Annotated in this window: 21 protein-coding genes; 16 read left to right on the top strand and 5 right to left on the bottom strand. The window is 72.9% G+C overall.

Features of this window, described 5'->3' with window-relative positions:
* Positions 1-60: 60 nt before the first annotated feature.
* Complete coding sequence (locus ACFY2K_RS18015; RefSeq protein WP_375893912.1) at positions 61-1206, bottom strand: MBL fold metallo-hydrolase; 1146 nt, start codon at positions 1204-1206, stop codon at positions 61-63.
* Between the two features lie 330 nt (positions 1207-1536).
* Between ACFY2K_RS18015 and fabG the strand changes: the two genes are divergently transcribed.
* Together fabG and fabI are read left to right on the top strand one after the other, a co-directional pair.
* A complete protein-coding gene (gene fabG / locus ACFY2K_RS18010; RefSeq protein WP_375893910.1) occupies positions 1537-2256 on the top strand; it encodes a 3-oxoacyl-[acyl-carrier-protein] reductase in 720 nt (239 codons plus the stop codon).
* A 2-nt stretch (positions 2257-2258) separates the two neighbouring features.
* On the top strand, positions 2259-3026 hold the full coding sequence (fabI, locus tag ACFY2K_RS18005) for an enoyl-ACP reductase FabI (RefSeq protein ID WP_375893907.1): 768 nt from the start codon (positions 2259-2261) through the stop codon (positions 3024-3026).
* Between the two features lie 95 nt (positions 3027-3121).
* Here fabI and ACFY2K_RS18000 read toward each other — a convergent pair whose 3' ends face one another.
* Entirely contained in the window at positions 3122-3796 is a 675-nt protein-coding gene (locus tag ACFY2K_RS18000) for a FadR/GntR family transcriptional regulator (RefSeq protein ID WP_375893905.1), read from the bottom strand.
* A 126-nt stretch (positions 3797-3922) separates the two neighbouring features.
* Here ACFY2K_RS18000 and ACFY2K_RS17995 point away from each other — a divergent pair, with 126 nt between their 5' ends.
* The 3 genes from ACFY2K_RS17995 (at position 3923) to ACFY2K_RS17985 (ending at position 6071) form a co-directional block, all read left to right on the top strand.
* Positions 3923-5212 carry a CynX/NimT family MFS transporter gene (locus tag ACFY2K_RS17995; protein ID WP_375893904.1) on the top strand — a complete coding sequence of 430 codons (1290 nt, stop codon included), beginning with the start codon at positions 3923-3925 and terminating at the stop codon, positions 5210-5212.
* Between the two features lie 75 nt (positions 5213-5287).
* Positions 5288-5410, top strand: coding sequence for an SGM_5486 family transporter-associated protein (locus ACFY2K_RS17990; RefSeq protein WP_375893902.1), 123 nt, complete (start codon positions 5288-5290; stop codon positions 5408-5410).
* Positions 5411-5543: 133 nt separating this feature from the next.
* Positions 5544-6071, top strand: a complete 528-nt coding sequence (locus tag ACFY2K_RS17985) for a histidine phosphatase family protein (RefSeq protein WP_375893899.1) — start codon at positions 5544-5546, stop codon at positions 6069-6071.
* A gap of 77 nt (positions 6072-6148) precedes the next feature.
* Here ACFY2K_RS17985 and serB read toward each other — a convergent pair whose 3' ends face one another.
* Complete coding sequence (gene serB / locus ACFY2K_RS17980; protein ID WP_375893896.1) at positions 6149-7399, bottom strand: phosphoserine phosphatase SerB; 1251 nt, start codon at positions 7397-7399, stop codon at positions 6149-6151.
* 235 nt (positions 7400-7634) lie between these two features.
* Here serB and ACFY2K_RS17975 point away from each other — a divergent pair, with 235 nt between their 5' ends.
* From ACFY2K_RS17975 to ACFY2K_RS17965, 3 genes are all read left to right on the top strand, one after another.
* Positions 7635-10238 carry an FHA domain-containing protein gene (locus ACFY2K_RS17975; RefSeq protein WP_387712411.1) on the top strand — a complete coding sequence of 868 codons (2604 nt, stop codon included), beginning with the start codon at positions 7635-7637 and terminating at the stop codon, positions 10236-10238.
* Positions 10239-10406: 168 nt separating this feature from the next.
* A complete protein-coding gene (locus ACFY2K_RS17970; RefSeq protein WP_387712408.1) occupies positions 10407-11603 on the top strand; it encodes a GAF domain-containing sensor histidine kinase in 1197 nt (398 codons plus the stop codon).
* Positions 11596-12249 (top strand): response regulator transcription factor, encoded by a 654-nt coding sequence (locus ACFY2K_RS17965; RefSeq protein WP_360241205.1) that lies wholly within the window; start codon positions 11596-11598, stop codon positions 12247-12249. Before ACFY2K_RS17970 ends, ACFY2K_RS17965 begins: the two co-directional genes overlap by 8 nt.
* Before the next feature lie 53 nt (positions 12250-12302).
* Here ACFY2K_RS17965 and ACFY2K_RS17960 read toward each other — a convergent pair whose 3' ends face one another.
* The gene (locus tag ACFY2K_RS17960; protein WP_380531449.1) at positions 12303-13106 is read right to left on the bottom strand and encodes a hypothetical protein; all 804 of its coding nucleotides are present in this window, start codon (positions 13104-13106) and stop codon (positions 12303-12305) included.
* A 150-nt stretch (positions 13107-13256) separates the two neighbouring features.
* Here ACFY2K_RS17960 and ACFY2K_RS17955 point away from each other — a divergent pair, with 150 nt between their 5' ends.
* The 7 genes from ACFY2K_RS17955 to ACFY2K_RS17925 all read left to right on the top strand — a co-directional run bounded on the left by ACFY2K_RS17955 (position 13257) and on the right by ACFY2K_RS17925 (position 19405).
* Positions 13257-14048: an ABC transporter ATP-binding protein gene (locus ACFY2K_RS17955; RefSeq protein WP_375893885.1), complete on the top strand. Its 792-nt coding sequence runs from the start codon at positions 13257-13259 to the stop codon at positions 14046-14048.
* Between the two features lie 119 nt (positions 14049-14167).
* Positions 14168-14590, top strand: coding sequence for an NfeD family protein (locus tag ACFY2K_RS17950; RefSeq protein ID WP_375893882.1), 423 nt, complete (start codon positions 14168-14170; stop codon positions 14588-14590).
* Positions 14591-14600: 10 nt separating this feature from the next.
* Entirely contained in the window at positions 14601-15653 is a 1053-nt protein-coding gene (locus ACFY2K_RS17945) for an SPFH domain-containing protein (RefSeq protein ID WP_350506797.1), read from the top strand.
* 245 nt (positions 15654-15898) lie between these two features.
* A complete protein-coding gene (locus tag ACFY2K_RS17940; RefSeq protein WP_387712403.1) occupies positions 15899-16657 on the top strand; it encodes a sulfite exporter TauE/SafE family protein in 759 nt (252 codons plus the stop codon).
* A 73-nt stretch (positions 16658-16730) separates the two neighbouring features.
* Positions 16731-16910 (top strand): DUF1272 domain-containing protein, encoded by a 180-nt coding sequence (locus ACFY2K_RS17935; RefSeq protein ID WP_360241223.1) that lies wholly within the window; start codon positions 16731-16733, stop codon positions 16908-16910.
* 59 nt (positions 16911-16969) lie between these two features.
* Positions 16970-17275 (top strand): 4a-hydroxytetrahydrobiopterin dehydratase, encoded by a 306-nt coding sequence (locus ACFY2K_RS17930; RefSeq protein WP_375893876.1) that lies wholly within the window; start codon positions 16970-16972, stop codon positions 17273-17275.
* Positions 17276-17440: 165 nt separating this feature from the next.
* On the top strand, positions 17441-19405 hold the full coding sequence (locus ACFY2K_RS17925; protein ID WP_387712399.1) for a PQQ-binding-like beta-propeller repeat protein: 1965 nt from the start codon (positions 17441-17443) through the stop codon (positions 19403-19405).
* Positions 19406-19488: 83 nt separating this feature from the next.
* Here ACFY2K_RS17925 and ACFY2K_RS17920 read toward each other — a convergent pair whose 3' ends face one another.
* Complete coding sequence (locus ACFY2K_RS17920; RefSeq protein WP_375893871.1) at positions 19489-20019, bottom strand: HNH endonuclease; 531 nt, start codon at positions 20017-20019, stop codon at positions 19489-19491.
* A gap of 298 nt (positions 20020-20317) precedes the next feature.
* On the opposite strand from ACFY2K_RS17920, the gene tyrS reads away from it, so the two are divergent.
* Positions 20318-21622, top strand: a complete 1305-nt coding sequence (gene tyrS, locus ACFY2K_RS17915) for a tyrosine--tRNA ligase (RefSeq protein ID WP_375894013.1) — start codon at positions 20318-20320, stop codon at positions 21620-21622.
* Positions 21623-22028: the final 406 nt, after the last annotated feature.

The raw sequence follows: 22028 nt of genomic DNA, 5'->3' as shown, positions 1-22028 counted from the left end.
GCGCATTTGGTCCGGTGCGTTGCGGTTTCGGCCAGGGGGGTCCGGGGGCGTGCGCGGCCGTCAGGAGACGGACTCCCACCAGCCGTCCAGCTCCGGCGGGTTGTCCACGTCGATCCGCTCGCCGGGGCGCGGGACGGCCAGCGGGACGGCCTGGGCCTTGGCCTCCTTGAGCAGCCGTTCGATCGGCTCGGCCCAGGGGTGCAGGCCCAGGTTGAAGGTGCACCAGTGGACCGGCACCAGCAGCCCGGCGGTGAGGTCCCGGTGGGCGAGGACGGCGTCCTCGGGGGTCATGTGGATGTCCGGCCAGGCCGCGTCGTAGGCGCCGATCTGCACCAGGGCGGCGTCGAACGGGCCGTGCTGCGCGCCGATCCGTGCGTAGCCCTCGAAGTAGCCGGAGTCGCCGGTGTAGAAGACCTTGCGGGTGGGCCCGGCGATCACCCAGGAGCCCCACAGGGTGGTGTTGCGGGTCAGGCCGCGGCCGGAGAAGTGGTGCGCGGAGGTGAGGGTGAGGACCAGCTCGCCCAGGGTGCAGGTCTCGTCCCAGTCCAGCTCGATGATCCGGTGCTCGGGGACGCCCCAGCGGCGCAGGTGGCCGCCGATGCCGAGCGGCACCGCGAAGGGCGCGGACTGGCTGCGCACCAGGCGCTTGACGGTCGCCATGTCGAGGTGGTCGTAGTGGTCGTGGGAGATCAGCACCGCGTCGACCGGCGGCAGCTCCTCCAGCTCGACCGGGACGGGGTGCAGCCGCTTGGGGCCGACGTGGGCGGAGGGGGAGCAGCGGTCGCTCCAGATCGGGTCGAGCAGCACCCGCGAGCCCTCGATCTCGACCAGCGCGGAGGCGTGCCCGTACCAGGTGATCTCCACGCCCTCGGCGGCCGGGCCGGGGGCGGCGGCGGGGCGGACGGTGGGCACCGGGTGGGCCGGGACGCGGCCCTCGCGCTGGAACAGCATCCGGCGGACGGTGTCGCGGTCGACGCTGGGGGCGCTCCCGGCCCGGGCGAGGGTCGAGGGCGCGTTGTGGAAGACGCCGTCGCGGTACTGGGCGGAGTCCCGCACCCGCTCCTCGCGCCCGCCGTCGGGGCGGCGCCCGAACGCCGCCGGCAGGTCGCGCAGCGCCCAGGCGGTCGCGCCCAGGCCCGCGGCCAGGGCGGTGAGGGCGAGCAGTCGTCCGCGTCCGGTGGTGCTCCCGGGCCGTGCCTTGGTCATGCGCCCTGCCTTCGTTTCCTCGCCGGGACTCTTCGGGGGAAGGGTACGTCCGGCCCCGGGGTCGGCCCGCACCACGGGGGCAACGGGCACGCCCGCCCCCGTTGTTCCCGCACAGCGTTCCCGTACGGTCCGTTCTTTCGCGGCGGTGCCCCGGCCTGCGGCGGACGGCCGGCGGGCGCGGGGCGCCGGGGGCGCGGATTGTCGGATTGCGACAGTTCCTCCGGTGCGGCGCTGTGGGAGCTCGATTCGCCGCCGCCGCCGACCGCCCGATAGCGTCACACTGCGTACGCGTTCGGACGTACCCGCTCAGACACGGAGAGAGGTGGATCGTTGAGCCGCTCGGTTCTCGTCACCGGAGGAAACCGGGGCATCGGCCTCGCGATCGCCCAGGCCTTCGCCGAGGCGGGCGACAAGGTCGCCATCACCAGCCGTTCGGGCGAGGTGCCCGAGGCCCTCGCGAAGTTCGACGTCCTCGCGGTGCGCTGTGACATCACGGACGCCGCGCAGGTCGACGCCGCCTTCACCGAGATCGAGGAGAAGCACGGCGCGGTCCAGGTGCTGGTCGCCAACGCGGGCATCACCAACGACACCCTGCTGCTGCGGATGTCCGAGGAGGACTTCACCTCCGTCGTGGACACCAACCTGACCGGCACCTTCCGGGTGGTCAAGCGCGCGTCGAAGCTGATGATGCGCGCCAAGAAGGGCCGCGTGGTGCTGATCTCCTCCGTGGTGGGCCTCTCCGGCTCGCCGGGCCAGGCCAACTACGCCGCCTCCAAGGCCGGCCTGGTCGGCTTCGCCCGCTCGCTGGCGCGCGAGCTCGGCCCGCGCAACATCACCGTCAACGTGGTCGCCCCCGGCTTCGTCGACACCGACATGACCGCCGTGCTCAGCGACGAGCGCCGCGCGGAGATCGTCTCGGGCGTGCCGCTGGGCCGCTACGCGGCGCCCGCCGAGGTCGCGTCCACCGTGCGGTTCCTCGGTTCGGACGAGGCCGCGTACATCACCGGAGCCGTCATTCCCGTCGACGGCGGATTGGGCATGGGTCACTGATCATGAGTGGAATCCTCGAGGGCAAGCGGATCCTGATCACCGGTGTGCTGATGGAGTCCTCCATCGCCTTCCACACCGCTCGGCTGGCCCAGGAGCAGGGCGCCGAGATCATCCTCACCGCCTTCCCCCGCCCGAGCCTGACCGAGCGCATCGCCAGGAAGCTGCCGAAGCCGGTCAAGGTGCTGTCGCTGGACGTCTCCAGCCCGGAGGACCTGGCCGGCATCGCCGAGCAGGTCCGCGAGACCCTGCCGACCCTGGACGGCATCGTCCACTCGATCGGTTTCGCCCCGCAGGACGCCCTGGGCGGCAACTTCCTGGACACCCCGTGGGAGTCCGTGGCGACCGCGATGCACGTCTCGGCGTACTCGCTCAAGTCGCTCACCACGGCGCTGCTGCCGCTGATGCAGGACGGCGGCTCGGTCGTCGGCCTGACCTTCGACGCCCAGTACGCGTGGCCGCAGTACGACTGGATGGGCCCGGCCAAGGCCGCCCTGGAGTCGACCAACCGCTACCTGGCCCGCTACCTGGGCGAGCGGGACATCCGCTGCAACCTGATCTCGGCGGGCCCGATCGGCTCGATGGCCGCCAAGTCCATCCCGGGCTTCGGCGACCTGGCCGACACCTGGAACCACCGCTCCCCGCTCAAGTGGGACCTGAGCGACCCGGAGCCGGCCGGCCGCGGCGTCGTCGCCCTGCTGTCGGACTGGTTCCCGAAGACCACCGGCGAGATCATCCACGTCGACGGCGGTCTGCACGCGATCGGCGCCTGACCGACTGCTGTCCGCCACTGCCCGGCACCCCCGCGACGGGGGCGCCGGGCAGTGGCGTTTCCGTTGCGGGGGCGCCGGGGGCGCCGGGGGCGCGCCTACGCGTCGGCGGTCGCGCAGGCGCCGATGGCGCGGCCGGCCTCGACCGAGGCGCGCTGGGGGTCGCCGTCCCGGATGGCGTCCCGGATGGTGTGGTGGCCGATGTAGCGCTCGGCGATCAGCTCGGGGCCGACGTCGTTGCGCAGGTGCTCGCGGGTGACCTCGCCGAGGTCGGAGTAGACGGCCAGCAGCACGTCGTTGTGGGCGGCGGCCACCACGGCGTGGTGGAAGGCGGCGTCGGCCTGGACAAAGTCCTCGGCGTCGCCGGAGTGCCAGGCGGCCTCGCGCCGTTCGAGCGCGGCGTCCAGCAGGCCGAGGTCGCGCTCGGTGCGGCGGGCGGCGGCCAGGCCGGCGGCGGAGGTCTCCAGCGCCGCCCGCAGCTCGGCGACCTGCCCCTGGTCGGCGTCGGCGAAGCGGCGGTGCATCACCCCGGCCAGCTCGCTGGTGGCCAGGACGTACGTGCCGGAGCCCTGGCGGATGTCGAGCAGCCCGTTGTGGGCGAGGGCCCGGACGGCCTCCCGGACGGTGTTGCGGGCCACCCCCAGCTGCTCGACCAGGGCGGCCTCGGTGGGGATGCGCGAGCCGACGGGCCACTCCCCGGAGGTGATCTGGGCGCGCAGCTGCGCGATCACCTGGTCGGACAACGGGGTGCGCCTCGGCGAGGACAGCGCCACGGGGACTCCTAGCGACTACGGGGTTGGGTGGGCCGTGGGGGGAAAGTGGCTGATGGACGAACGGGTCGGGACATCATGCCAATTCCGAGGTGCATCAATTCATCCCATCATTCTATGATGGCGCCCATGCCTCCCGCAGCAGACACCACCACCACCTCCTCCCCACGGAGCGGAGAGCGGCCGCAGACCGAGCGGCCGTCCGTCCCCGGCAAGTACCTCGGCGTGCTGTTCGCCGTCGCGATCGCCGCCGCCGCCTTCAACCTGCGCCCCGTGGTCACCAGCCTCGGGCCGCTGCTCGACCAGGTCCGCGACGACCTCGGGATGAACCCGACGCTCGCCGGGCTGCTGACCGCCGTCCCCTCGCTGTGCTTCGCGCTGTTCGGCCTCGCCGCTCCGAGCGCGGCCCGCCGGATCGGCCCGATCGCCGTGATCACGGCCGGCATGGCCGCCATCACGGCGGGCGTGCTGGCCCGCTCCTTCGCCGGCGGTACGGCGGTGTTCCTGCTGTTCACCGCGCTCGCCCTGGCCGGGGTGGCGGTCTCCAACGTGCTGCTGCCGGTGGTCATCAAGCGGTACTTCCCGGAGAAGGTCGGTCCGATGATCGGCCTGTACTCCATGGCGCTGTCCGCGGGTACCGCGCTGGCCGCCCTGGTCAGCGTGCCGCTGACCAGCTCGCTCGGCGGCGACTGGCGCTACGGCCTGGGCAGCTGGGCCGCCCTGGGGGCGCTCGCCCTGCTGCTCTGGCTGCCGCTGCTGATCGCCAAGCGCGAGCGCGGCGAGCGGGCCGGCGGCGCCGCCGCCCCCGCCAGGCTGCCGATCACCCGCAGCCGCACGGCCTGGGCGATGGCCTGCTTCTTCGGCCTCCAGGCCACCGGCGCCTACGTGGTGATGGGCTGGCTGCCGAAGATCTTCCAGGACTCCGGCATCGACAAGGGCACCTCCGGGGTGCTGCTCGCGGTCACCATGGTGATCGGCGTGCCGGTCTCCTTCGTGCTGCCCAACCTGGCCGCCCGGCGCGGTGACCAGCGGATCTTCGTGGTGCTGCTGGCCTGCTGCGGCATCGCCGGGTACTCCGGGCTGGCGCTCGCCCCGGCCGGGGCGCCGTGGGTGTGGGCCGTGCTGGTGGGCCTGTCCAACTGCGCCTTCCCGCTGGTGCTGACCATGATCGGGCTGCGTGCCCGGACGGCCGGCGGGGTGGCCCAGCTGTCCGTCTTCGCCCAGGGGCTCGGCTACCTGATCTCCGTCCCGGGCCCGATCCTGATCGGCCGGATCTACGACGTCACCGGTGAGTGGTACTGGCCGCTGGGCTTCCTGGCCCTGCTGCTGGTGCCGCAGATGCTGTTCGGCCTGCGCGCCGCCCAGGCCCGGCACATCGAGGACGAGGCCGTCCTGCCCGCCGAGCGGGTCAAGGCCTGACCGCGAAGGTCAAGGCCTGGCCAAGGCGGTGGGGCCCGCCGTGGACGGGCGTGTTCGGGGTGGGAGAATCCCGACATGCCCGTTCTCGACCCGAACCCCACCGACGGCCGCAAGCAGCTCGGCCGCATCGCCCTCCTCTTCGGCGGCATCGTGGTGCTGGTGGCGATCATCGCGACCGTCGCCGCCCAGATCGGTTGACCGCCGCCCGTAGCGCCGCCGCACTCCCGGTGACACCCGGCCGACGGGGCATGATGGCACCCGCCACCCCGGGGAGTGGCGGCAACCGGGAGCATCGCGCCCCCGGCCCGCTTTTCTGCCAAGCTTGCTGGGTATGAGCGCCGACACGCCCCGCAGGATCATCGTTCTCCGCCACGCCAAGGCCGACTGGCCGAACGGCGTGGACGACCACGAGCGGCCGCTGGCCGACCGGGGCCGTCACCAGGCCCCGGACGCCGGCCGCTGGCTGGTCGACTCCGGCATCAACCCCGACTTCGTGCTCTGCTCCACCGCCCTGCGCACCCGTGAGACCTGGAAGCTGGCGGCGCACGAGCTGCCCAAGCGGGCCCGCCGGACGGTGTACGAGGACCGGATCTACGAGGCCAGCCCGGGCGAGATCATCGCCGTCCTCCAGGAGACCCCGGAGGAGTACGCGGACGTGGTGCTGGTCGGCCACAACCCCGGGGTGCTGGGCCTGACCCAGGTGCTCGCCGGGGACGCGGGCGACCCGGACGCGCTGGAGCGGCTGCGCCTGGGCGGCTTCCCGACGGCGGCGGTCGCGGTGCTCAGCTTCGGCGGCTCGTGGAAGGGCGTCGAGCCGGGCGTGGCCGAGCTGGTCTCGTACTACACGCCGCAGGACTGACCTCCGGGCCCGGCCGGGCCGCGGAACACCGAGGGGCGTGCGGATCGATCCGCGCGCCCCTCGGCCGTCGGCACGCCTCAGTCGACCGAGAGCCCGCCGTCGGCCGCCTCGACCTCCTCGCGGGTGATCCCGAGCAGGTACAGCACGGTGTCCAGGAAGGGCACGTTCACCGCGGTGTCGGCGGCCTCGCGCACCACGGGCTTGGCGTTGAAGGCCACCCCGAGCCCGGCCGCGTTCAGCATGTCCAGGTCGTTGGCGCCGTCGCCGATCGCCACCGTCTGCGACAGCGGCACCTTCGCCTGCTCGGCGAACCGGGCCAGCCAGCGGGCCTTGCCCGCGCGGTCCACGATCTCGCCGACCACCCGGCCGGTGAACCTGCCGTCCACCACCTCCAGGGTGTTGGCCGCCGCGAAGTCCAGCCCCAACTGCTCCACCAGGTGGTCGGTGACCTGGGTGAACCCGCCGGACACCACCGCGACCTGGAAGCCCAGCCGCTGGAGCGTACGGATCAGGGTGCGCGCCCCCGGCGTGAACCGGACCTCCGCGCGCACCTTCTCGGTCACCGAGGCGTCCAGTCCGGCCAGCAGGGCGACCCGGGCCCGCAGCGACTCGGCGAAGTCCAGCTCGCCGCGCATCGCCGCCGCCGTCACCTCGGCGACCTCCTCCTCGCAGCCCGCGTGGGCGGCGAACAGCTCGATCACCTCGTCCTGGATGAGCGTGGAGTCCACGTCCATCACCACCAGGCGCTTGGCCCGGCGCTCCAGCCCGGCGGCCACCACCGCGACGTCCACCCGCTGGGCGGCCGCCTCCTGGGCCAGTTCGGCCCGCAGCTCCTCGGTGGCCACACCGGAGACGGCCAGTTCGACCGCCGTCACCGGGTACTTGGCGAGGCGGAAGACGCGGTCGATGTTGCCGCCCGCCACGGTGATCCGGGAGGTCAGCGCGGAGACGGCGGCCGCGGTCAGCGGGTGGCCGAGCACCGTCACGTGCGAACGGCCCTCACGGCGCGGGCGGTTGTCGCCGATGCCGGAGAGGATCTCGGCCTGGAGCTTCTGCTCCTCCGCCCAGCGGTGCACGGTGGCCCGCAGGCCGCCCTCCGCGTCGGGCGAGCGGGGCGGGGTGACCAGGGCGCAGAGCGTGATGCGACCACGGGTGACGACCTGCTCGATGTCGATGACGTCGACGCCGAAGCCGGCCAGGGTGGCGAAGAGGCCGGCGGTGATGCCGGGGCGGTCCTTGCCGAACACCTTGACGAGCAGGGTGCGCTCGTCCGCGGTCCGGGGCTGGGCGGCGGGGAGGGGCTCAGCGGCCAGGGGCGATGCGTTCATGGTGGCTCCCACGCTACCGGTCGGCCGCCCCGCCGGGGGCACCTGTCCCACCTCGCGGGACACCCGTGCCCGCGGCCCGACCGGCAGCCCCGGGTAGCAGCCTGGTCACAGTCACCCGGGGTGACTTTCACCTGCGGACGGCGGGCTGGAATGATTCCCCCCGTCAGTCAGAGGAACAGTGCACCCCCGGTCGGGGGCCAAATCGGGGGAACCGAGAGAGCGGGGCAGGCAAGCAGTGCCGCAACTCGTCATTGATATCAACGGACAGCAGCGGACTCTTGAGCCCGGGCGGTCCTACACCATCGGGCGCAACCCGCAGTCGGACTTCACGTTCGACGACGCCAGGGTCTCCTGGCAGCACGGGACCATCGGCTTCAACGGCAGCGGTTGGCAGCTGGACGACCACGGCAGCACCAACGGCACCTACGTGGCCGGCGCCCGCACCATGCAGGCCCAGCTGTTCCCCGGTGCCGTGGTGAACCTGGGCAACCCGGAGAACGGCCCCCGACTCGCCTTCTCCGCACCCGCCCACGCCGCCGCCCCGCAGCCCACCCCGGTGCACGAGGCCGTCACCAGCCGCAGCCCCGCCCCGACGCCCCAGCAGCCCGCCCCGCAGCAGGCCTGGGCGGGTCAGGACCCGTACCAGCAGCAGCCGCAGGCGCAGCAGGCCTGGCCGCAGCAGCAGCCCGCGCAGCAGTACGTGCCGCAGCAGCAGGCCGCCCAGCCGTACCCGCCGCAGGACCAGCGGGCGGCGCAGCACGGCGGCTTCCCCGGGCAGCAGGGCTTCCCGGCCCCGCCGGAGCACGGCGGCGGCCCGCAGCCGACGGTGATCCGCAACCTGACGGCCGGGATGCGCACCGTCCGGATCGGCCGCGCGCTGGACAACGACGTCGTGGTGTCCGACCTCCAGGTCTCCCGGCACCACGCCGAGCTGCGCCAACTGCCGGACGGCCGCTACGAGATCGTCGACCTCGGCAGCCACAACGGCATCTTCCTCAACGGCCAGCGGGTGCAGCGCCAGCTGATGGGCCCGCAGGACCGGCTGACCGTCGGCCACTCCGGCTTCCAGCTGGTCGGCGACCAGCTGCAGGAGTTCGTCGACACCGGCGCGGTCTCCTTCTCCGCCCGCCACCTGACCGTCGAGGTCGACCACAAGGGCGGCAAGAAGGTCCTGCTCGACGACGTCAGCTTCGGCGTCCCGGAGAAGTCCCTGGTGGCCGTCATCGGCCCGTCCGGCTCCGGCAAGTCGACCCTGCTGCGCGCCCTCACCGGCTACCGCCCGGCCGACCGCGGCGAGGTGCTGTACGACGGCCGCAACCTCTACAAGCAGTTCGCCGAACTCCGCTCCCGGATCGGCCTGGTGCCGCAGTCGGAGATCCTGCACCGCGAGCTGACCGTCCGGAAGGGCCTCAAGTACGCGGCCCAGCTGCGCTTCCCCGGCGACACCGAGGCGAGCGAGCGCAACGCCCGGATCGACGAGGTGCTGTACGAGCTGCGCCTGGACAAGCGCGCCGACAACAAGATCACCGCACTCTCCGGCGGCCAGCAGAAGCGCGTCTCGGTCGCCCTCGAACTGCTCACCAAGCCCTCGCTGATCTTCCTGGACGAGCCCACCTCGGGCCTCGACCCGGGCATGGACCGCGAGGTCATGCAGATGCTGCGCGGCCTGGCCGACGACGGCCGCACCATCCTGGTCGTCACCCACTCGGTGGCCGAACTCGCCCTCTGCGACCGGCTGCTGGTGATGGCGCCGGGCGGCGCGGTGGCCTACTTCGGCCCGCCGGACGAGGCGCTGCACTTCTTCGGGTACGAGACCTGGGCGGACGTCTTCCAGGCCTTCGAGAACTACCCCGACCACGACTGGGCCGGCCGCTACCGCGGTTCGGTGCACTACCAGCAGTACTCCGCCCCGACCGTCGAGGCGGGCGAGGTGCAGCACGTCCAGGTCGCCCAGGAGGCCGTCCGCCCGCCCAAGCCGCAGAGCTGGGGCTCGCAGCTGTGGACGCTGATGCGCCGCTACATGTCGGTGCTCGCCTCGGACCGCGGCTTCCTGGCGCTGTCGGTGCTGCTGCCCGCGGTGATCGGCGCGGTCAGCGTGCTGATCCCCAACGAACCGGGGCTCGCCCCCAACCCGAAGACCCAGCTGCACCTCAACAACGGGGCCGCGACGATCCTGCTGATCCTGGCGATCGGCGCCTGCTTCTCCGGGGCGGCCAACTCGGTCCGCGAGCTGATCAAGGAACGGGCGATCTACGAACGGGAACGGGCCACCGGCCTGTCCCGGTCGGCGTACATGATGTCCAAGATCATCGTGCTGGGCGTCTTCTCGGTCATCCAGGGCGCGATCATCTCCGCCGTCGGCTTCCTGCCGCGCAAGCTCCCCGAGCACGGCCTGATCGTCAAGAACATCCCGATGATCGAGATGACCATCGGCATGATCCTGCTCAGCTTCGCCGCGATGATGTTCGGCCTGATGATCTCCGCGCTGGTGAAGACCGCCGAGAAGACCATGCCGCTGCTGGTCATGTTCGCCATCGTCCAGGTCGTGTTCACCGGCTGCCTCTTCCAGATCTTCGGCAAGCCCGGCCTGGAGCAGGTCGCCTGGCTGATGCCGGCCCGCTGGGGCACCGGCATGGTGTCCACCACGCTCGACCTGTCGCACCTCATGGGCCCCTGGAACAAGGACTTCCAGAACCCCAACTACGACCCGCTGTGGTCCCACAGCGTCGCCCAGTGGTCGATCGACGCGGGCGTGCTGATCGTCATCTCGGTCGTGATCGGCGTGATCGTGACCCGGCTGCAGCGCCGGCACGAGCCCGAGGTCATGCAGAAGGGCTGACGTCCGCAGCCGCCGAAGGGCGCTCCACCCGGTTCCGGGGGAGCGCCCTTCGGCGTTCCCGGCCCCTCCCGCCCGCCGGGTGGGCCCATCGGCCTAGGTCCCCGGACCCGCGCCCGGAGCGGCCGGGGACGGACGCGGACGCCCCCGCGCCGGCGGTAGTTTGGCGGTATGCCCAGCCCGACCGGTGACCACCGGACCCCCCTCGACCCGCGCTCCGCCTGCGACCCGCTGGCCGGCATCGAGGCCGTCAGCCAGGCCCTGCTCGCGATGAGCCGGCACCTGGAGGTCCGCGAGGTGCTGCGCCGCATCACCGCCTCCGCCCGCGACCTGCTCGGCGCCGAGTACGCGGCCCTCGGCGTGCCCGACGACCACGGCGGCTTCGCCCAGTTCGTGGTCGACGGCATCACCGACGAGCAGTGGCGGGCCATCGGCCCGCTGCCCCGCCAGCACGGCGTGCTCGCCGAACTGCTGCACGAGACCGGCCCCACCCGCCTCACCGACGTCCGCAAGGCCCCGGCCTTCGAGGGTTGGCCCGCCGCCCACCCCGAGATGGACGCCTTCCTCGGCATGCCGATCCTCGACACCGAGGCCGGCGAGGACGAACCCCGGGTGACCGGCGTCATCTTCCTCGCCAACAAGCGCGGCGGCGGCCTGTTCACCGACCACGACGAGGAACTGCTGCGGATCCTCGCCGCCCACGCCGCCCTCGCCCTCACCAACGCCCGGCTGTACGAACGCAGCCGCGAACTCACCCTGGCCGGCGAGCGCGCCCGGATCGCCCACGACCTGCACGACGCCGTCTCGCAGAAGCTGTTCTCGCTGCGGCTGACCGCCAAGGCCGCCGCCAAGCTCGTCGACCGCGACCCGGCCCGGGCCCGCGCCGAGCTGGAGGAGGTCGCCCGGCTCGCCGCCGAGGCCGCCGACGAACTGCGTGCCGTGGTGGTCGAACTTCGCCCCGCCGCCCTGGAGGAGGACGGGCTGAGCGCCACCCTCGCCTCCCAGGTGCAGGTCCTCGACCGCGCCCACAGCGCCGACCTCGCCTTCGCCGCCGACGGCGTCCGCGCCCTGCCGCCCGCCCAGGAGGCCGCGCTGCTGCGGGTCGCCCAGGAGGCGCTGCACAACGCGCTGCGCCACTCCGGCGCCGGCCGGGTCACCGTCACCCTGGCCGGCACCCCCGCCCGCGGCGCCGTGCTGCGGGTGCGCGACGACGGCCGGGGCTTCGACCCCGAGTCCGTCCGGCGGGCCGGCCGCCACCTCGGCCTGGCCTCGATGCGCGACCGCGCGGCCGCCGTCGGCGGCACGCTCACCCTGGAGTCCGCCCCCGGCAAGGGGACGCTCGTCGAGATGGAGGTCCCCGGTGCCTGAGAGCACGCCGTCGATCCGCGTCCTGCTGGTCGACGACCACCAGGTGGTCCGCCGCGGGCTGCGCACCTTCCTGGAGGTCCAGGACGACATCGAGGTGGTCGGGGAGGCCGCCGACGGGGCCGAGGGCGTCGAGCGCGCCCGCGAACTCGACCCGGACGTCGTCCTGATGGACCTCAAGATGCCCGGCGTCGACGGCATCGAGGCGCTGCGCACCCTCAAGGACGGCGGCAGCCGGGCCCGGATCCTGATCGTCACCAGCTTCACCGAGCACCGCACCATGGTCCCCGCGCTGCGGGCCGGCGCCGCCGGATACGTCTACAAGGACGTGGACCCGGAGGCGCTGGCCGGGGCGATCCGCTCGGTGCACGCCGGGCACGTGCTGCTCCAGCCCGAACTGGCCGAGGCGCTGCTCGCCGACGACGGCCCGCGCGCCCCGCAGGGCCGCGGCGGCACCCTCACCGAGCGCGAGCGCGAGGTGCTCGGCCACATCGCCGACGGCCGCTCCAACCGGGAGATCGCCCGCAGCCTGCACCTGTCGGAGAAGACGGTGAAGACCCACGTCTCCAACATCCTGATGAAGCTGGACCTCGCCGACCGCACCCAGGCCGCGCTGTGGGCCGTCCGCAACGGCGAGGCCCGGGCCTGAGGCCCTCGCCCGGTTCCCTCCCGGCGATTCCCTCCCCGCCGTTCCCGCGACCGTCAGTGGTCCTCGCGCTCGTCCACCAGGGCGTTGTAGGCGGCGACCTGGGCCCGCCGGGCGGTGCGCCGCAGCGGGGCCAGCACCGACTGCCGGGCGGCCATCTCGGAGGCGCTCACGGCGGCGCCGTGGCCGCCCGCGGCGATCGCCAGCAGGGCGGACACCTGGCGGGCCGACTCCAGCACCCGGACGGCGCGCGGCGGGTAGCCGGGGGCCAGCAGCTCGGCGTGGCCGCGCCGGCGGTACGCCTCCAGGGCGCGCAGCGCCTCCGGGCCCGCGCCCGCCACGTCCAGCCCGGCCAGCAGGACGGTCGCCTCGCGCAGCCCCTCCGCCAGCTCGCGCTCGGCCTCGTGCAGCGAGGGCACGTCCGCCGGCGGGGCGTCGCCGACCTCGGCGCAGCGCCACAGCACGGTGGCCGAGCGGTCGCCCGCCGGACCGAACACCGTGATCTCCGGCACCAGTCCCAGCGGTGCGCCGACCGCGAGCACGGCCTCGCCGGCCGCCATGGCGCGCTCGTTGAACACCGCCGGGCCGGTCAGGCCCAGCGGGTGCCCGGCCGAGGGCAGCGCCAGCCGCAGGCCCTTCACGCCCAGCACCCGCAGCCGCCCCAACGCCCAGGTCAGCGCGTGCTGCTCGCCCGGGGCGTCCCCGGGCAGCCCGGTCACCCGGTGGCCCTCGTCGGCGCCGAGCACGGCCTCGGCGGCGTCGTCCGGCGCCACCAGGCCGCTCAGCAGAGCGTTGCCCCAGGCGGTCAGCCGCCCCGAACGGGGCTCTTCGTACGGATTGTCGGCAGGAGTCACGAGCATCCGGCCAGCCTACGGAATCGGCGGTCATCCGCGTGGCGTAGGTTTGCCCATGCGCGTGCGGCGCACCCATCCCGTGCCCACCGGCTGCCGGGGTCGGTCCGCCGCCCGCACCGACGGCCGACATTTTTGGTATTTGGGGAAGGCGTGGGCATGAGCGACGTGCTGGAGCTGGTGGACGTATCCGTGGTCCGGGAGGGGCGCGCGCTGGTCGACCAGGTCTCGTGGTCCATCTCCGAGGGTGAGCGCTGGGTCATCCTGGGCCCGAACGGCGCCGGCAAGACCACCCTGCTGCAGATCGCCTCCTCGTACCTCTTCCCGACCTCGGGCAAGGTCTCGGTGCTGGGCGAGAAGCTGGGCGAGATCGACGTCTTCGAGCTGCGCTCCCGGATCGGCCTGGCCGGCGCCTCGATGTTCGACAAGCTGCCGGCCGAGCAGACCGTGCTGCAGACCGTGCTCACCGCGGCGTACGGCATGACGGTCAGCTGGCAGGAGTCCTACGAGCAGTCCGACGAGGGCCGCGCCCTCGCCCTGCTCGACCGGATGGGCATGGCCGGCCTGACCGGCCGCAAGTTCGGCACCCTCTCCGAGGGCGAGCGCAAGCGCACCCTGATCGCCCGCGCCCTGATGACCGACCCCGAGCTGCTGCTGCTCGACGAGCCGGCGGCCGGCCTGGACCTCGGCGGCCGGGAGGACCTGGTCCGCCGGCTCGGCGCGCTGGCCCAGGACGAGTTCGCGCCGGCCATGGCGATGGTCACCCACCACGTCGAGGAGATCGCCCCCGGCTTCACCCACGTGCTGATGATCCGCCAGGGCAGGGTGCTCACGGCCGGCCCGATCGACACCGAGCTGACCGCCCGCAACCTCTCCAAGTGCTTCGGCCTGCCGCTCACCCTGGAGCGCCACGGCGACCGCTGGTCGGCGCAGGGACTGCCGCTGGGCTGACCCCGGGTCCGTCCGCTTCGCCGAGGCTGTCGGAACCGGTCGCACGTGCGACCGGTTTCCGCCCCTCGACCTGCGGGAACTGTCCGCCTCGAAGGCCCTTCGCTCCCTAGGATGGTCGTGTGGACAGTTGGACCTGGTGGCTCCTGGCCGCCGCAGCGCTCGGCATACCGCTGGTGCTCACCGCGATGCCGGAGTTCGCCATGTTCGCGATCGGCGCGCTCGTGGCCTCCGGCGCGGCCGGTCTGGGCGCGGGGGTGGTCCTCCAGGCCGTGACCTTCCTGGTGGTCTCGGTCGCACTGGTGGCCTTCGTCCGGCCGATCGCCTACCGGCAGCTCCAGAAGGGCCCGCAGGTCAAGATGGGCATCGAGGCGCTGCACGGCGCCACCGCGGTCGTCGCGGAAACCGTCGACGGGGAGGGCGGTCGGATCAAGCTCAACGGTGAGATCTGGTCGGCCCGCGCGCTCCACCCGGACCAGGTCTACCAGCCCGGGCAGCAGGTCGACGTCGTCGAAATCCAGGGCGCGACCGCCCTGGTCGTCTAGGGGAGAGTCCGTGGAACCCGTCCTTATCGTTTTGGTCGTCCTGGTCGTGGTGGCCTTCATCGCGCTGATCAAGACGATCCAGGTCATCCCGCAGGCCAGCGCCGCGATCGTGGAGCGCTTCGGCCGCTACACCCGGACGCTCAACGCGGGGCTGAACATCGTCGTGCCGTTCATCGACCGGGTCCGCAACCGGATCGACCTGCGCGAGCAGGTCGTCCCGTTCCCGCCCCAGCCGGTGATCACCCAGGACAACCTGGTCGTCAACATCGACACCGTCATCTACTACCAGGTCACCGACCCCCGGGCCGCCACCTACGAGGTCGCCAGCTACATCCAGGCCATCGAGCAGCTGACCGTCACCACGCTGCGCAACATCATCGGCTCGATGGACCTGGAGTCCACCCTGACCTCGCGCGAGGTCATCAACGCCGGTCTGCGCGGGGTGCTGGACGAGGCCACCGGCAAGTGGGGCATCCGGGTCAACCGCGTCGAGCTCAAGGCGATCGAGCCGCCGACCTCCATCCAGGACTCGATGGAGAAGCAGATGCGCGCCGACCGTGACAAGCGCGCCGCGATCCTCACCGCCGAGGGCCAGCGCCAGGCGCAGATCCTCAAGGCCGAGGGTGAGAAGCAGGCGGACGTGCTCCGGGCCGAGGGTGAGGCGCAGGCCGCGGTGCTGCGCGCCGACGGTGAGGCGGCCGCGATCCGGACGGTCTTCGAGGCCATCCACGACGGCGACGCCGACCAGAAGCTGCTCGCCTACCAGTACCTGCAGACCCTGCCCGAACTGGCCAAGGGCGACTCCAACAAGCTCTGGATCATCCCCAGCGAGGTCGGCGACGCGCTCAAGGGCCTCGGCGGGGCCTTCGGCGGCCTGACCGGCAACGGCGGCGGGATGAACGGCGGCGCGGTGGCCGCGCCGAGCGTCCCCCAGGCGCCCCCGGCGGCGACCCAGGTGCCGCTGGACCCGGCGGCCGGGCCGCGGCCGGTGGACGTCGAGAAGGGCGCCGCCCGCCCCCGGGTGGACCCGGCGCGGGAGTACCGCAAGATCGACCCGGAGTGATCGGATCGGAGTGACCGACCCGGAGTGGTCGGACCGGTCCTCCGGTCGGGGCCCGCTGCCTGCTGGTGGCGGGCCCCGCTGTTTCTCCGGTCGGCGTCCGGGCGGCGTCCCGCGTGGCGCCCGGGCCGCGTCCCGCGTGCTGCCCCGGCGGTGTGGCGTACGTCCCGAATGGTGGTCGGGCCTGGTCGGGCCGGTGCGCCGTCCGGCATGATCCCCTCGGACAGGACCACGAGGAGGGGTGACCCATGACGCTCTGGGAGGCGATCGCCGTCCTGGTGGCCGGCGTCGGTGCCGGGATGATCAACGTGATCGTCGGCTCCGGCACCCTGATCACCTTCCCGGTCCTGCTCGCGGTCGGCATCCCGCCGGTGACCGCCAACATCTCCAACTCCTTCGGCCTGGTGCCCGGTTCGCTCGGCGGCGTGTTCGGCTACCGCCGCGAACTGGCCGGCCAGGGCCGCCGGCTGCGCCGGATGGGCACCGCCTCGCTGCTCGGCGGGCTGCTCGGTGCGCTGCTGCTGACCAGACTGCCCAGCGGCGCCTTCGACGCGATCGTCCCGGTGCTGATCCTGCTCGCCCTCGTCCTGGTGGTGGTCCAGCCCCGGGTGGCCAAGGCCGTCGCGGCCCGGCGGCGCGCCGACGGCGATCCGGACGGCGGCCCGGTGCTGCTGGCCGGGGTGTTCCTCACCGGCATCTACGGCGGCTACTTCGGCGCCGCCCAGGGCGTCCTGCTGATGGCGCTGATGGGCATGCTGCTCCAGGAGGAGCTGCAGCGGATCAACGCGGTGAAGAACGCGCTGGCGCTGATCGTCAACGGGGTCGCCGCCCTGTTCTTCCTGTTCACCTCGACGGTGAACTGGACGGCCGCCGGGCTGATCGCGGCGGGCTCGCTGGTCGGCGGCCTGATCGGCGCCAAGGTCGGCCGCCGCCTCCCGCCGGCCGCGCTGCGCGGGGTCATCGTGGTGGTCGGGCTCGCGGCCGTCACCAAGCTGCTGCTGAGCTGAGTTGACCGGGCTTCGGACGGCTGTGGGATCGTACGACCGACCGAACCGTCGTCCGTGAACCGGAGAGTGTGCCATGGCCCTGGAGATGCGCGAGATCTGCGAGCGGTGTGAGGTGTCGCTGACCGCCGACGGCCCCGCCTCGATATGTTCCTTCGAGTGCACCTTCTGCGCCGACTGCACCGAGGCCATGGCCGCCAACTGCCCCAACTGCGGCGGCGAACTGGTGGTCCGTCCGCGTCGGAAGGCCGCCTGACCGGCACCCCGCCCGACCGGCACCCCGCCGGTCCGACCGACGACCCCCGGAGCGCACCGATGAGCAGCAGGGCCCGACTGAGCGAGGACGAGACCGTGGCGGCCCTGGCGGCGGTGCCGCTGTGGCGCCGGGACGGCGACAGCATCGTCCGCAGCGCCGACGCCCCCGACTTCCCGGCCGCGATCCGGGTGGTCGTCGCCGTCGCCGAACAGGCCGAGGCGCTCGACCACCACCCCGACGTCGACATCCGCTGGCGCACCCTGCGCTTCGTGCTGTCCACGCACAGCGCCGGCGGTCTCACCGGCCTGGACTTCACCCTCGCCGCCCGGATCGACGAGGCCTTGCGCGCGGAGTCCGCGGCCTGAGGATCGCTCTGCCCTGGTCCGGCCCGCGCCGGCCCGCGCATGCCCGTTCCGGCCCGCTGCGGCCCGCTGTGGCCCCGCGCCCAGGGGCCGGGCGGTCGGCCGGGGCGGGCGTGAGATGCTGACTGCCGCAATCGGCAGGCAGTGGGGGCAGGGAGGGACGGAACGGTGGCGCAGGAGCCCTTCGGAGACCCCCACGCCCAGCAGCAGCCGTGGTACCCCCAGGGTCCGCAGCAGGGCTGGCCGGGGTACCACGACCAGCAGCAGGCGCAGTGGCAGCAGCAGTCGTCGCAGTCGCCGTCGGAATCGCACGGGCAGTGGCCGCAGGCGCCGCACCACGAGCAGCCGGGCGGTCACTGGCAGCCGGCCTACGACCAGCAGGGCGGCTACGGGCAGACCGGCCACGTCGAGGGCGGGTACGCCCAGGAGCAGCCGCACCAGCCGTACCAGCAGCCGCACTCCGGGTACCCGGAGTACTCGGAGTACCCGGAGTTCCCGGACCACGGGCAGCAGCCGTACGCCGTCGAGCCGCAGGAGCGACCGGTGGCGGACGGACTGTACGTCCCGGCGGGGGCGGAGTACTCGGCCGACGGGTACGTGCGGCTGGAGGAGTCCCCGGCGGAGCCGGCGACCTCCGTGGGGGAGACCGGTGACCACGGTGCCGTGCCTGCCGAGCCGGCTGAGCCCGCCGAGCCCGCCGCATCGGCCGGGCGCTCGCGGGCGGGCCGGCGCGGTGGCAGCGCTTCCGCGTCGTCTTCGTCTTCCGCTTCCGCCGGTGCTTCCTCGCTGGTGGACAAGGTCCGGTCGGCCGTCCTGACCGGGGAGCACGTGCCCAGTCGACGGGCCCTGCTGGTGCGGACCGGTGCCGGGGTGGCGGCGCTCGGGGTGCTGATAACCGCCGCGCTGACGGTCGGTGCCGAGGGCGGCGGCAGTGCGGCGGCGAGCAGCGGAGGCGAGCCCGGGTTCGCGGTGGCGCACACCAAGGCCTGGTCCGCGCAGCCCGTCGCCGCCGCGCAGCCCGCGGGTGACGACACGCTGGTCGGCAGCTGGCTGCTGGCCGACGCAGTGGTCCGCGCCGACGGCTCCGGCGTGCACGCCTACGACCGGACGGCGGGCAAGCCGACCTGGTCGGTCGAGCCCCCGGCGGCCGGGGCCGTCCCGTGCGGACTGTCGGCGGGCGTGAACCAGGCCGGGCTGGGCGTCGCCCTGTTCCGGCCGCAGACCGACCCGAAGAGCCCCTGCACGCTGGTCGCCGCCGTGGACACCAAGACCGGCAGGACCGCCTGGACCAAGACCGTCTCGGACGCCAAGGGCGCCTACTCGGCGCGGATCGGCGTCACCGAGGACATGGTGATCGCGGTCGGCGACGACCGGGCGGTGGCCTGGGCGTCGGCCGACGGGAAGGACGTCTGGCAGTACACCGGCCAGGGCAAGTTCTGCACCCTCTCCGGCGGCGTCACCGGAAAGACCGTGCTGGTCGCCTCGACCTGCGCCGACTCCACACCCGCCGACCAGGCCGTCTCGCTGAACGCGGCGGACGGCAAGGTCGGCTGGTGGCGGGGCCTGAACAACCAGCCGAAGACCGTCACCGTGCTCTCCGCCGAACCCGCCGTGGTACTCACCACCGGAGCGAAGCCCGAGGACGACCGGGTGTTCGCCTGGGGGCCGGCCGGAGACCCGGCCGCCGAGATCCCGGTGGTCACCGACGGCGGCCGGCTGGTCCTCACCCACGGAACGTTTTCGGCCACCCCCGAGGTCTTCTTCGAGGGCCGCACGATGGTGGCCGCGATGACCCCGGCGAACCCGGGCGGGCCGGTGTCCGCGGTCGGCTACGACCTGGACACCGGCAAGCAGCGCTGGAAGGCGCCGACCGCCGCCAAGGGCACCGCCCGGGCCGTCGGCATCGACGGCGGCTCGCTGGTGCTGGCCGCCGACGAGCGCCGCGACCAGCCCGCCCGCCTCGGCCGCTTCCCGCTGGCGGGCGGCCAGGAGGCGGTCGGCGGCAACTTCCCGTCCGGCACCGGCTCGCTGCTGCTCTCCGGGCGGGTGCTGATCGGTGGCGGGCAGGTGGTCGTGGTGCCCGAGCACGCGGCCAACTACGGCACGGCCGCGGGCTTCCAGGCGAAGGGCTGAGCCTGCGGGGCCCGGCCGCGTGGGTGGCCGGGCCGTCGCCGGGATGCCCCCTAGGCTTTCCCAGGGCTCTTCCAGGGCCGTGGCTAGGCCGCAGTGACGGGCTGCCCCGGTACGGCCGGCAGCCAGTCGGCGAGCTCCCGGGCCTCCGAGCCGCGCAGGCCGAGCGCCAGCATCAGAGTGGCCTGGGGCGTCGGGACGAACGGGCGCCGGAGCAGTTTCATCCCGGCCTGCTCGGGTGTCCGGTCGGCCTTGCGCTGGTTGTCCTCGGCGCACGCGGCCACGGTGTTCAGCCAACTGTCCTCGCCACCGCGTGACTTGGGGTGCAGGTGGTCCACCGTGGTGGCCCGGTGCCCGCAGTACGCGCACAGGTGTTGGTCCCTGGCCAGGACACCCCGCCGCGACCACGGGGCCTGTTGTCGGAACGGCACCCTCACGTACCTCTGCAGTCTGATCACCCGGGGCACCGGAACGGCTACACCGGTACCCCGGATCGAGCGCAACGGATGCGCCTGCTCCACCACCGCCTTGTCCTGGAGCACCAGGACGACGGCGCGCTGGAGCGACACCGTCGTCAGGGGCTCGTAGCTCGCGTTCAGAACCAGCGTGTTGCGCACTCGGCACACCCTTCCCACGGGCGTGCCACGGCGGCACGACCGTCTCCACACACGTCACTGCCGCCGCGCGGCGGTGAAACCACTCTGAATGGGCCCACAGCTGACTAACAACGGAATTTCCGGTATCGGGGAGGAACCCGGGGGAGGGACACCGCCCGACGGACCCGGTGCCTCGGGGAAAACTCGCTGGCCGGAACCGCGTAGGCTCTATCAGGCTGGAGTCGTACCGACCCGGGGCCCGACCGAACCGAACCGGGCCGACAACGGGCGGACGCCCGATCGAAGGAGAAGCGTGACCGTGACGGACATCGTCGACGAGCTGCAGTGGCGTGGGCTGATCGCCCTGTCCACCGACGAGGACGCACTGCGCAAGGCGTTCGCGGACGGCCCGGTCACGTTCTATTGCGGCTTCGACCCGACGGCCCCCAGCCTGCACCTCGGCAACCTGGTGCAGATCCTCACCATGCGCCGCATCCAGCAGGCGGGGAACCTCCCGCTCGGCCTGGTCGGTGGCGCCACCGGCCTGATCGGCGACCCGAAGCCCACCGCCGAGCGCGTGCTCAACGACCCCGAGACGGTGGCCGCCTGGGTCGAGCGCCTGCGCGGCCAGATCTCGCGCTTCCTCGACTTCGAGGGCCCGTACGCGGCGCGCATGGTCAACAACCTGGACTGGACCTCCGGGATGTCGGCGATCAGCCTGCTGCGCGACGTCGGCAAGTACTTCCGCGTCAACAACATGATCGCCAAGGAGGCCGTCGCCCGACGCCTCAACTCCGACGCGGGCATCAGCTACACCGAGTTCAGCTACCAGATCCTCCAGGGCATGGACTACCTGGAGCTGAACCGCCGCTACGGCTGCACCCTGCAGACCGGCGGCAGCGACCAGTGGGGCAACCTCACGGCCGGCACCGACCTGATCCGCAAGGCCGACGCCAAGTCCGTGCACGCGCTGGCCACGCCGCTGATCGTCAAGGCCGACGGCACCAAGTTCGGCAAGACCGAGTCCGGCACGGTCTGGCTCGACCCCGAGCTGACCACCCCGTACGCCTTCTACCAGTTCTGGCTGAACGCGGACGACCGGGACGTCTCCAACTTCCTGCGGATCTTCAGCTTCCGCTCGAAGGAGGAGGTCGAGGAGCTGGAGCGCGAGACCGCCGAGCGCCCCGCCGCCCGCCTCGCCCAGCGCGCCCTGGCCGAAGAGCTCACCACGCTGGTGCACGGCGCCGAGCAGTACGAGCGCGCGGTCGCCGCGTCCAAGGCACTGTTCGGGCAGGGCGACCTGGCCGACCTGGAGGCGCCGACCCTGGCCGCGGCCCTCGCCGAGGTCCCGAAGGCCGAAACCGCCGAGCTCCAGCCGATCGTCGACCTGCTGGTCGCCGTCGGCCTGGCGCCGAGCCGTTCGGCCGCCCGTCGGACGGTCAAGGAGGGCGGCGCCTACCTCAACAACGTCAAGGTGACGGACGAGGAGGCGGTGCCGACCGAGGCCGACCTGCTGCACGGGCGCTGGCTCGTGCTGCGGCGCGGCAAGCGGAACCTGGCGGCGGCGGAGCTGGTGCCGGCGTCGTCGGCGGTGGCGGCCGAGCCGGCCGACTCGGTGGAGTGACCGAGCCGCCGAAGGACCGAGTGACTGAAAACCGACGCCGCTGAACTGCGGCTTCGATGATCGAGGGCGGGATCCAGCCGGATCCCGCCCTCGACGTTTGACGATGTCCTCCAGGTGGCCTAGTGTTGAACGAGTCGCTGGAGCGGCCACCCCACTCAGCAAGACCCACTCTCACACTTCGAAGCCCATTCAATTGGGTTCGTCGGCGTATTCGTCGACACGGTGTGATCGTGAATTTCGAGTCACTCTTGAAATGCGCTAAAGTGGTGGTCGTCGCGAAAAGCGGCCCGACCAGTTCGGAAAATCGGATGAATGAAACTCCGGAAAACGGAGCGGAAAACGTCTGGTAAGCTGGAAACACGAAAGAACGAAGCGCCCGGAGGGCCCGCTGGAAGGCGGTCCGAAG

The organism is Kitasatospora sp. NPDC001309 (assembly GCF_042896295.1).
Lineage (GTDB): Bacteria > Actinomycetota > Actinomycetes > Streptomycetales > Streptomycetaceae > Kitasatospora.
The sequence above is the reverse complement of the archived record's forward strand: the minus strand, read 5'-3'. Positions and strand labels throughout refer to the sequence as shown.

Coding starts and splice junctions, on each gene's coding strand:
- ACFY2K_RS18015 (WP_375893912.1), bottom strand. CDS start 1,206: ATGACCAAGGCACGGCCCGGGAGCACCACCGGACGCGGACGACTGCTC.
- fabI (WP_375893907.1), top strand. CDS start 2,259: ATGAGTGGAATCCTCGAGGGCAAGCGGATCCTGATCACCGGTGTGCTG.
- ACFY2K_RS17995 (WP_375893904.1), top strand. CDS start 3,923: ATGCCTCCCGCAGCAGACACCACCACCACCTCCTCCCCACGGAGCGGA.
- ACFY2K_RS17990 (WP_375893902.1), top strand. CDS start 5,288: ATGCCCGTTCTCGACCCGAACCCCACCGACGGCCGCAAGCAGCTCGGC.
- ACFY2K_RS17985 (WP_375893899.1), top strand. CDS start 5,544: ATGAGCGCCGACACGCCCCGCAGGATCATCGTTCTCCGCCACGCCAAG.
- serB (WP_375893896.1), bottom strand. CDS start 7,399: ATGAACGCATCGCCCCTGGCCGCTGAGCCCCTCCCCGCCGCCCAGCCC.
- ACFY2K_RS17970 (WP_387712408.1), top strand. CDS start 10,407: ATGCCCAGCCCGACCGGTGACCACCGGACCCCCCTCGACCCGCGCTCC.
- ACFY2K_RS17960 (WP_380531449.1), bottom strand. CDS start 13,106: ATGCTCGTGACTCCTGCCGACAATCCGTACGAAGAGCCCCGTTCGGGG.
- ACFY2K_RS17955 (WP_375893885.1), top strand. CDS start 13,257: ATGAGCGACGTGCTGGAGCTGGTGGACGTATCCGTGGTCCGGGAGGGG.
- ACFY2K_RS17940 (WP_387712403.1), top strand. CDS start 15,899: ATGACGCTCTGGGAGGCGATCGCCGTCCTGGTGGCCGGCGTCGGTGCC.
- ACFY2K_RS17935 (WP_360241223.1), top strand. CDS start 16,731: ATGGCCCTGGAGATGCGCGAGATCTGCGAGCGGTGTGAGGTGTCGCTG.
- ACFY2K_RS17930 (WP_375893876.1), top strand. CDS start 16,970: ATGAGCAGCAGGGCCCGACTGAGCGAGGACGAGACCGTGGCGGCCCTG.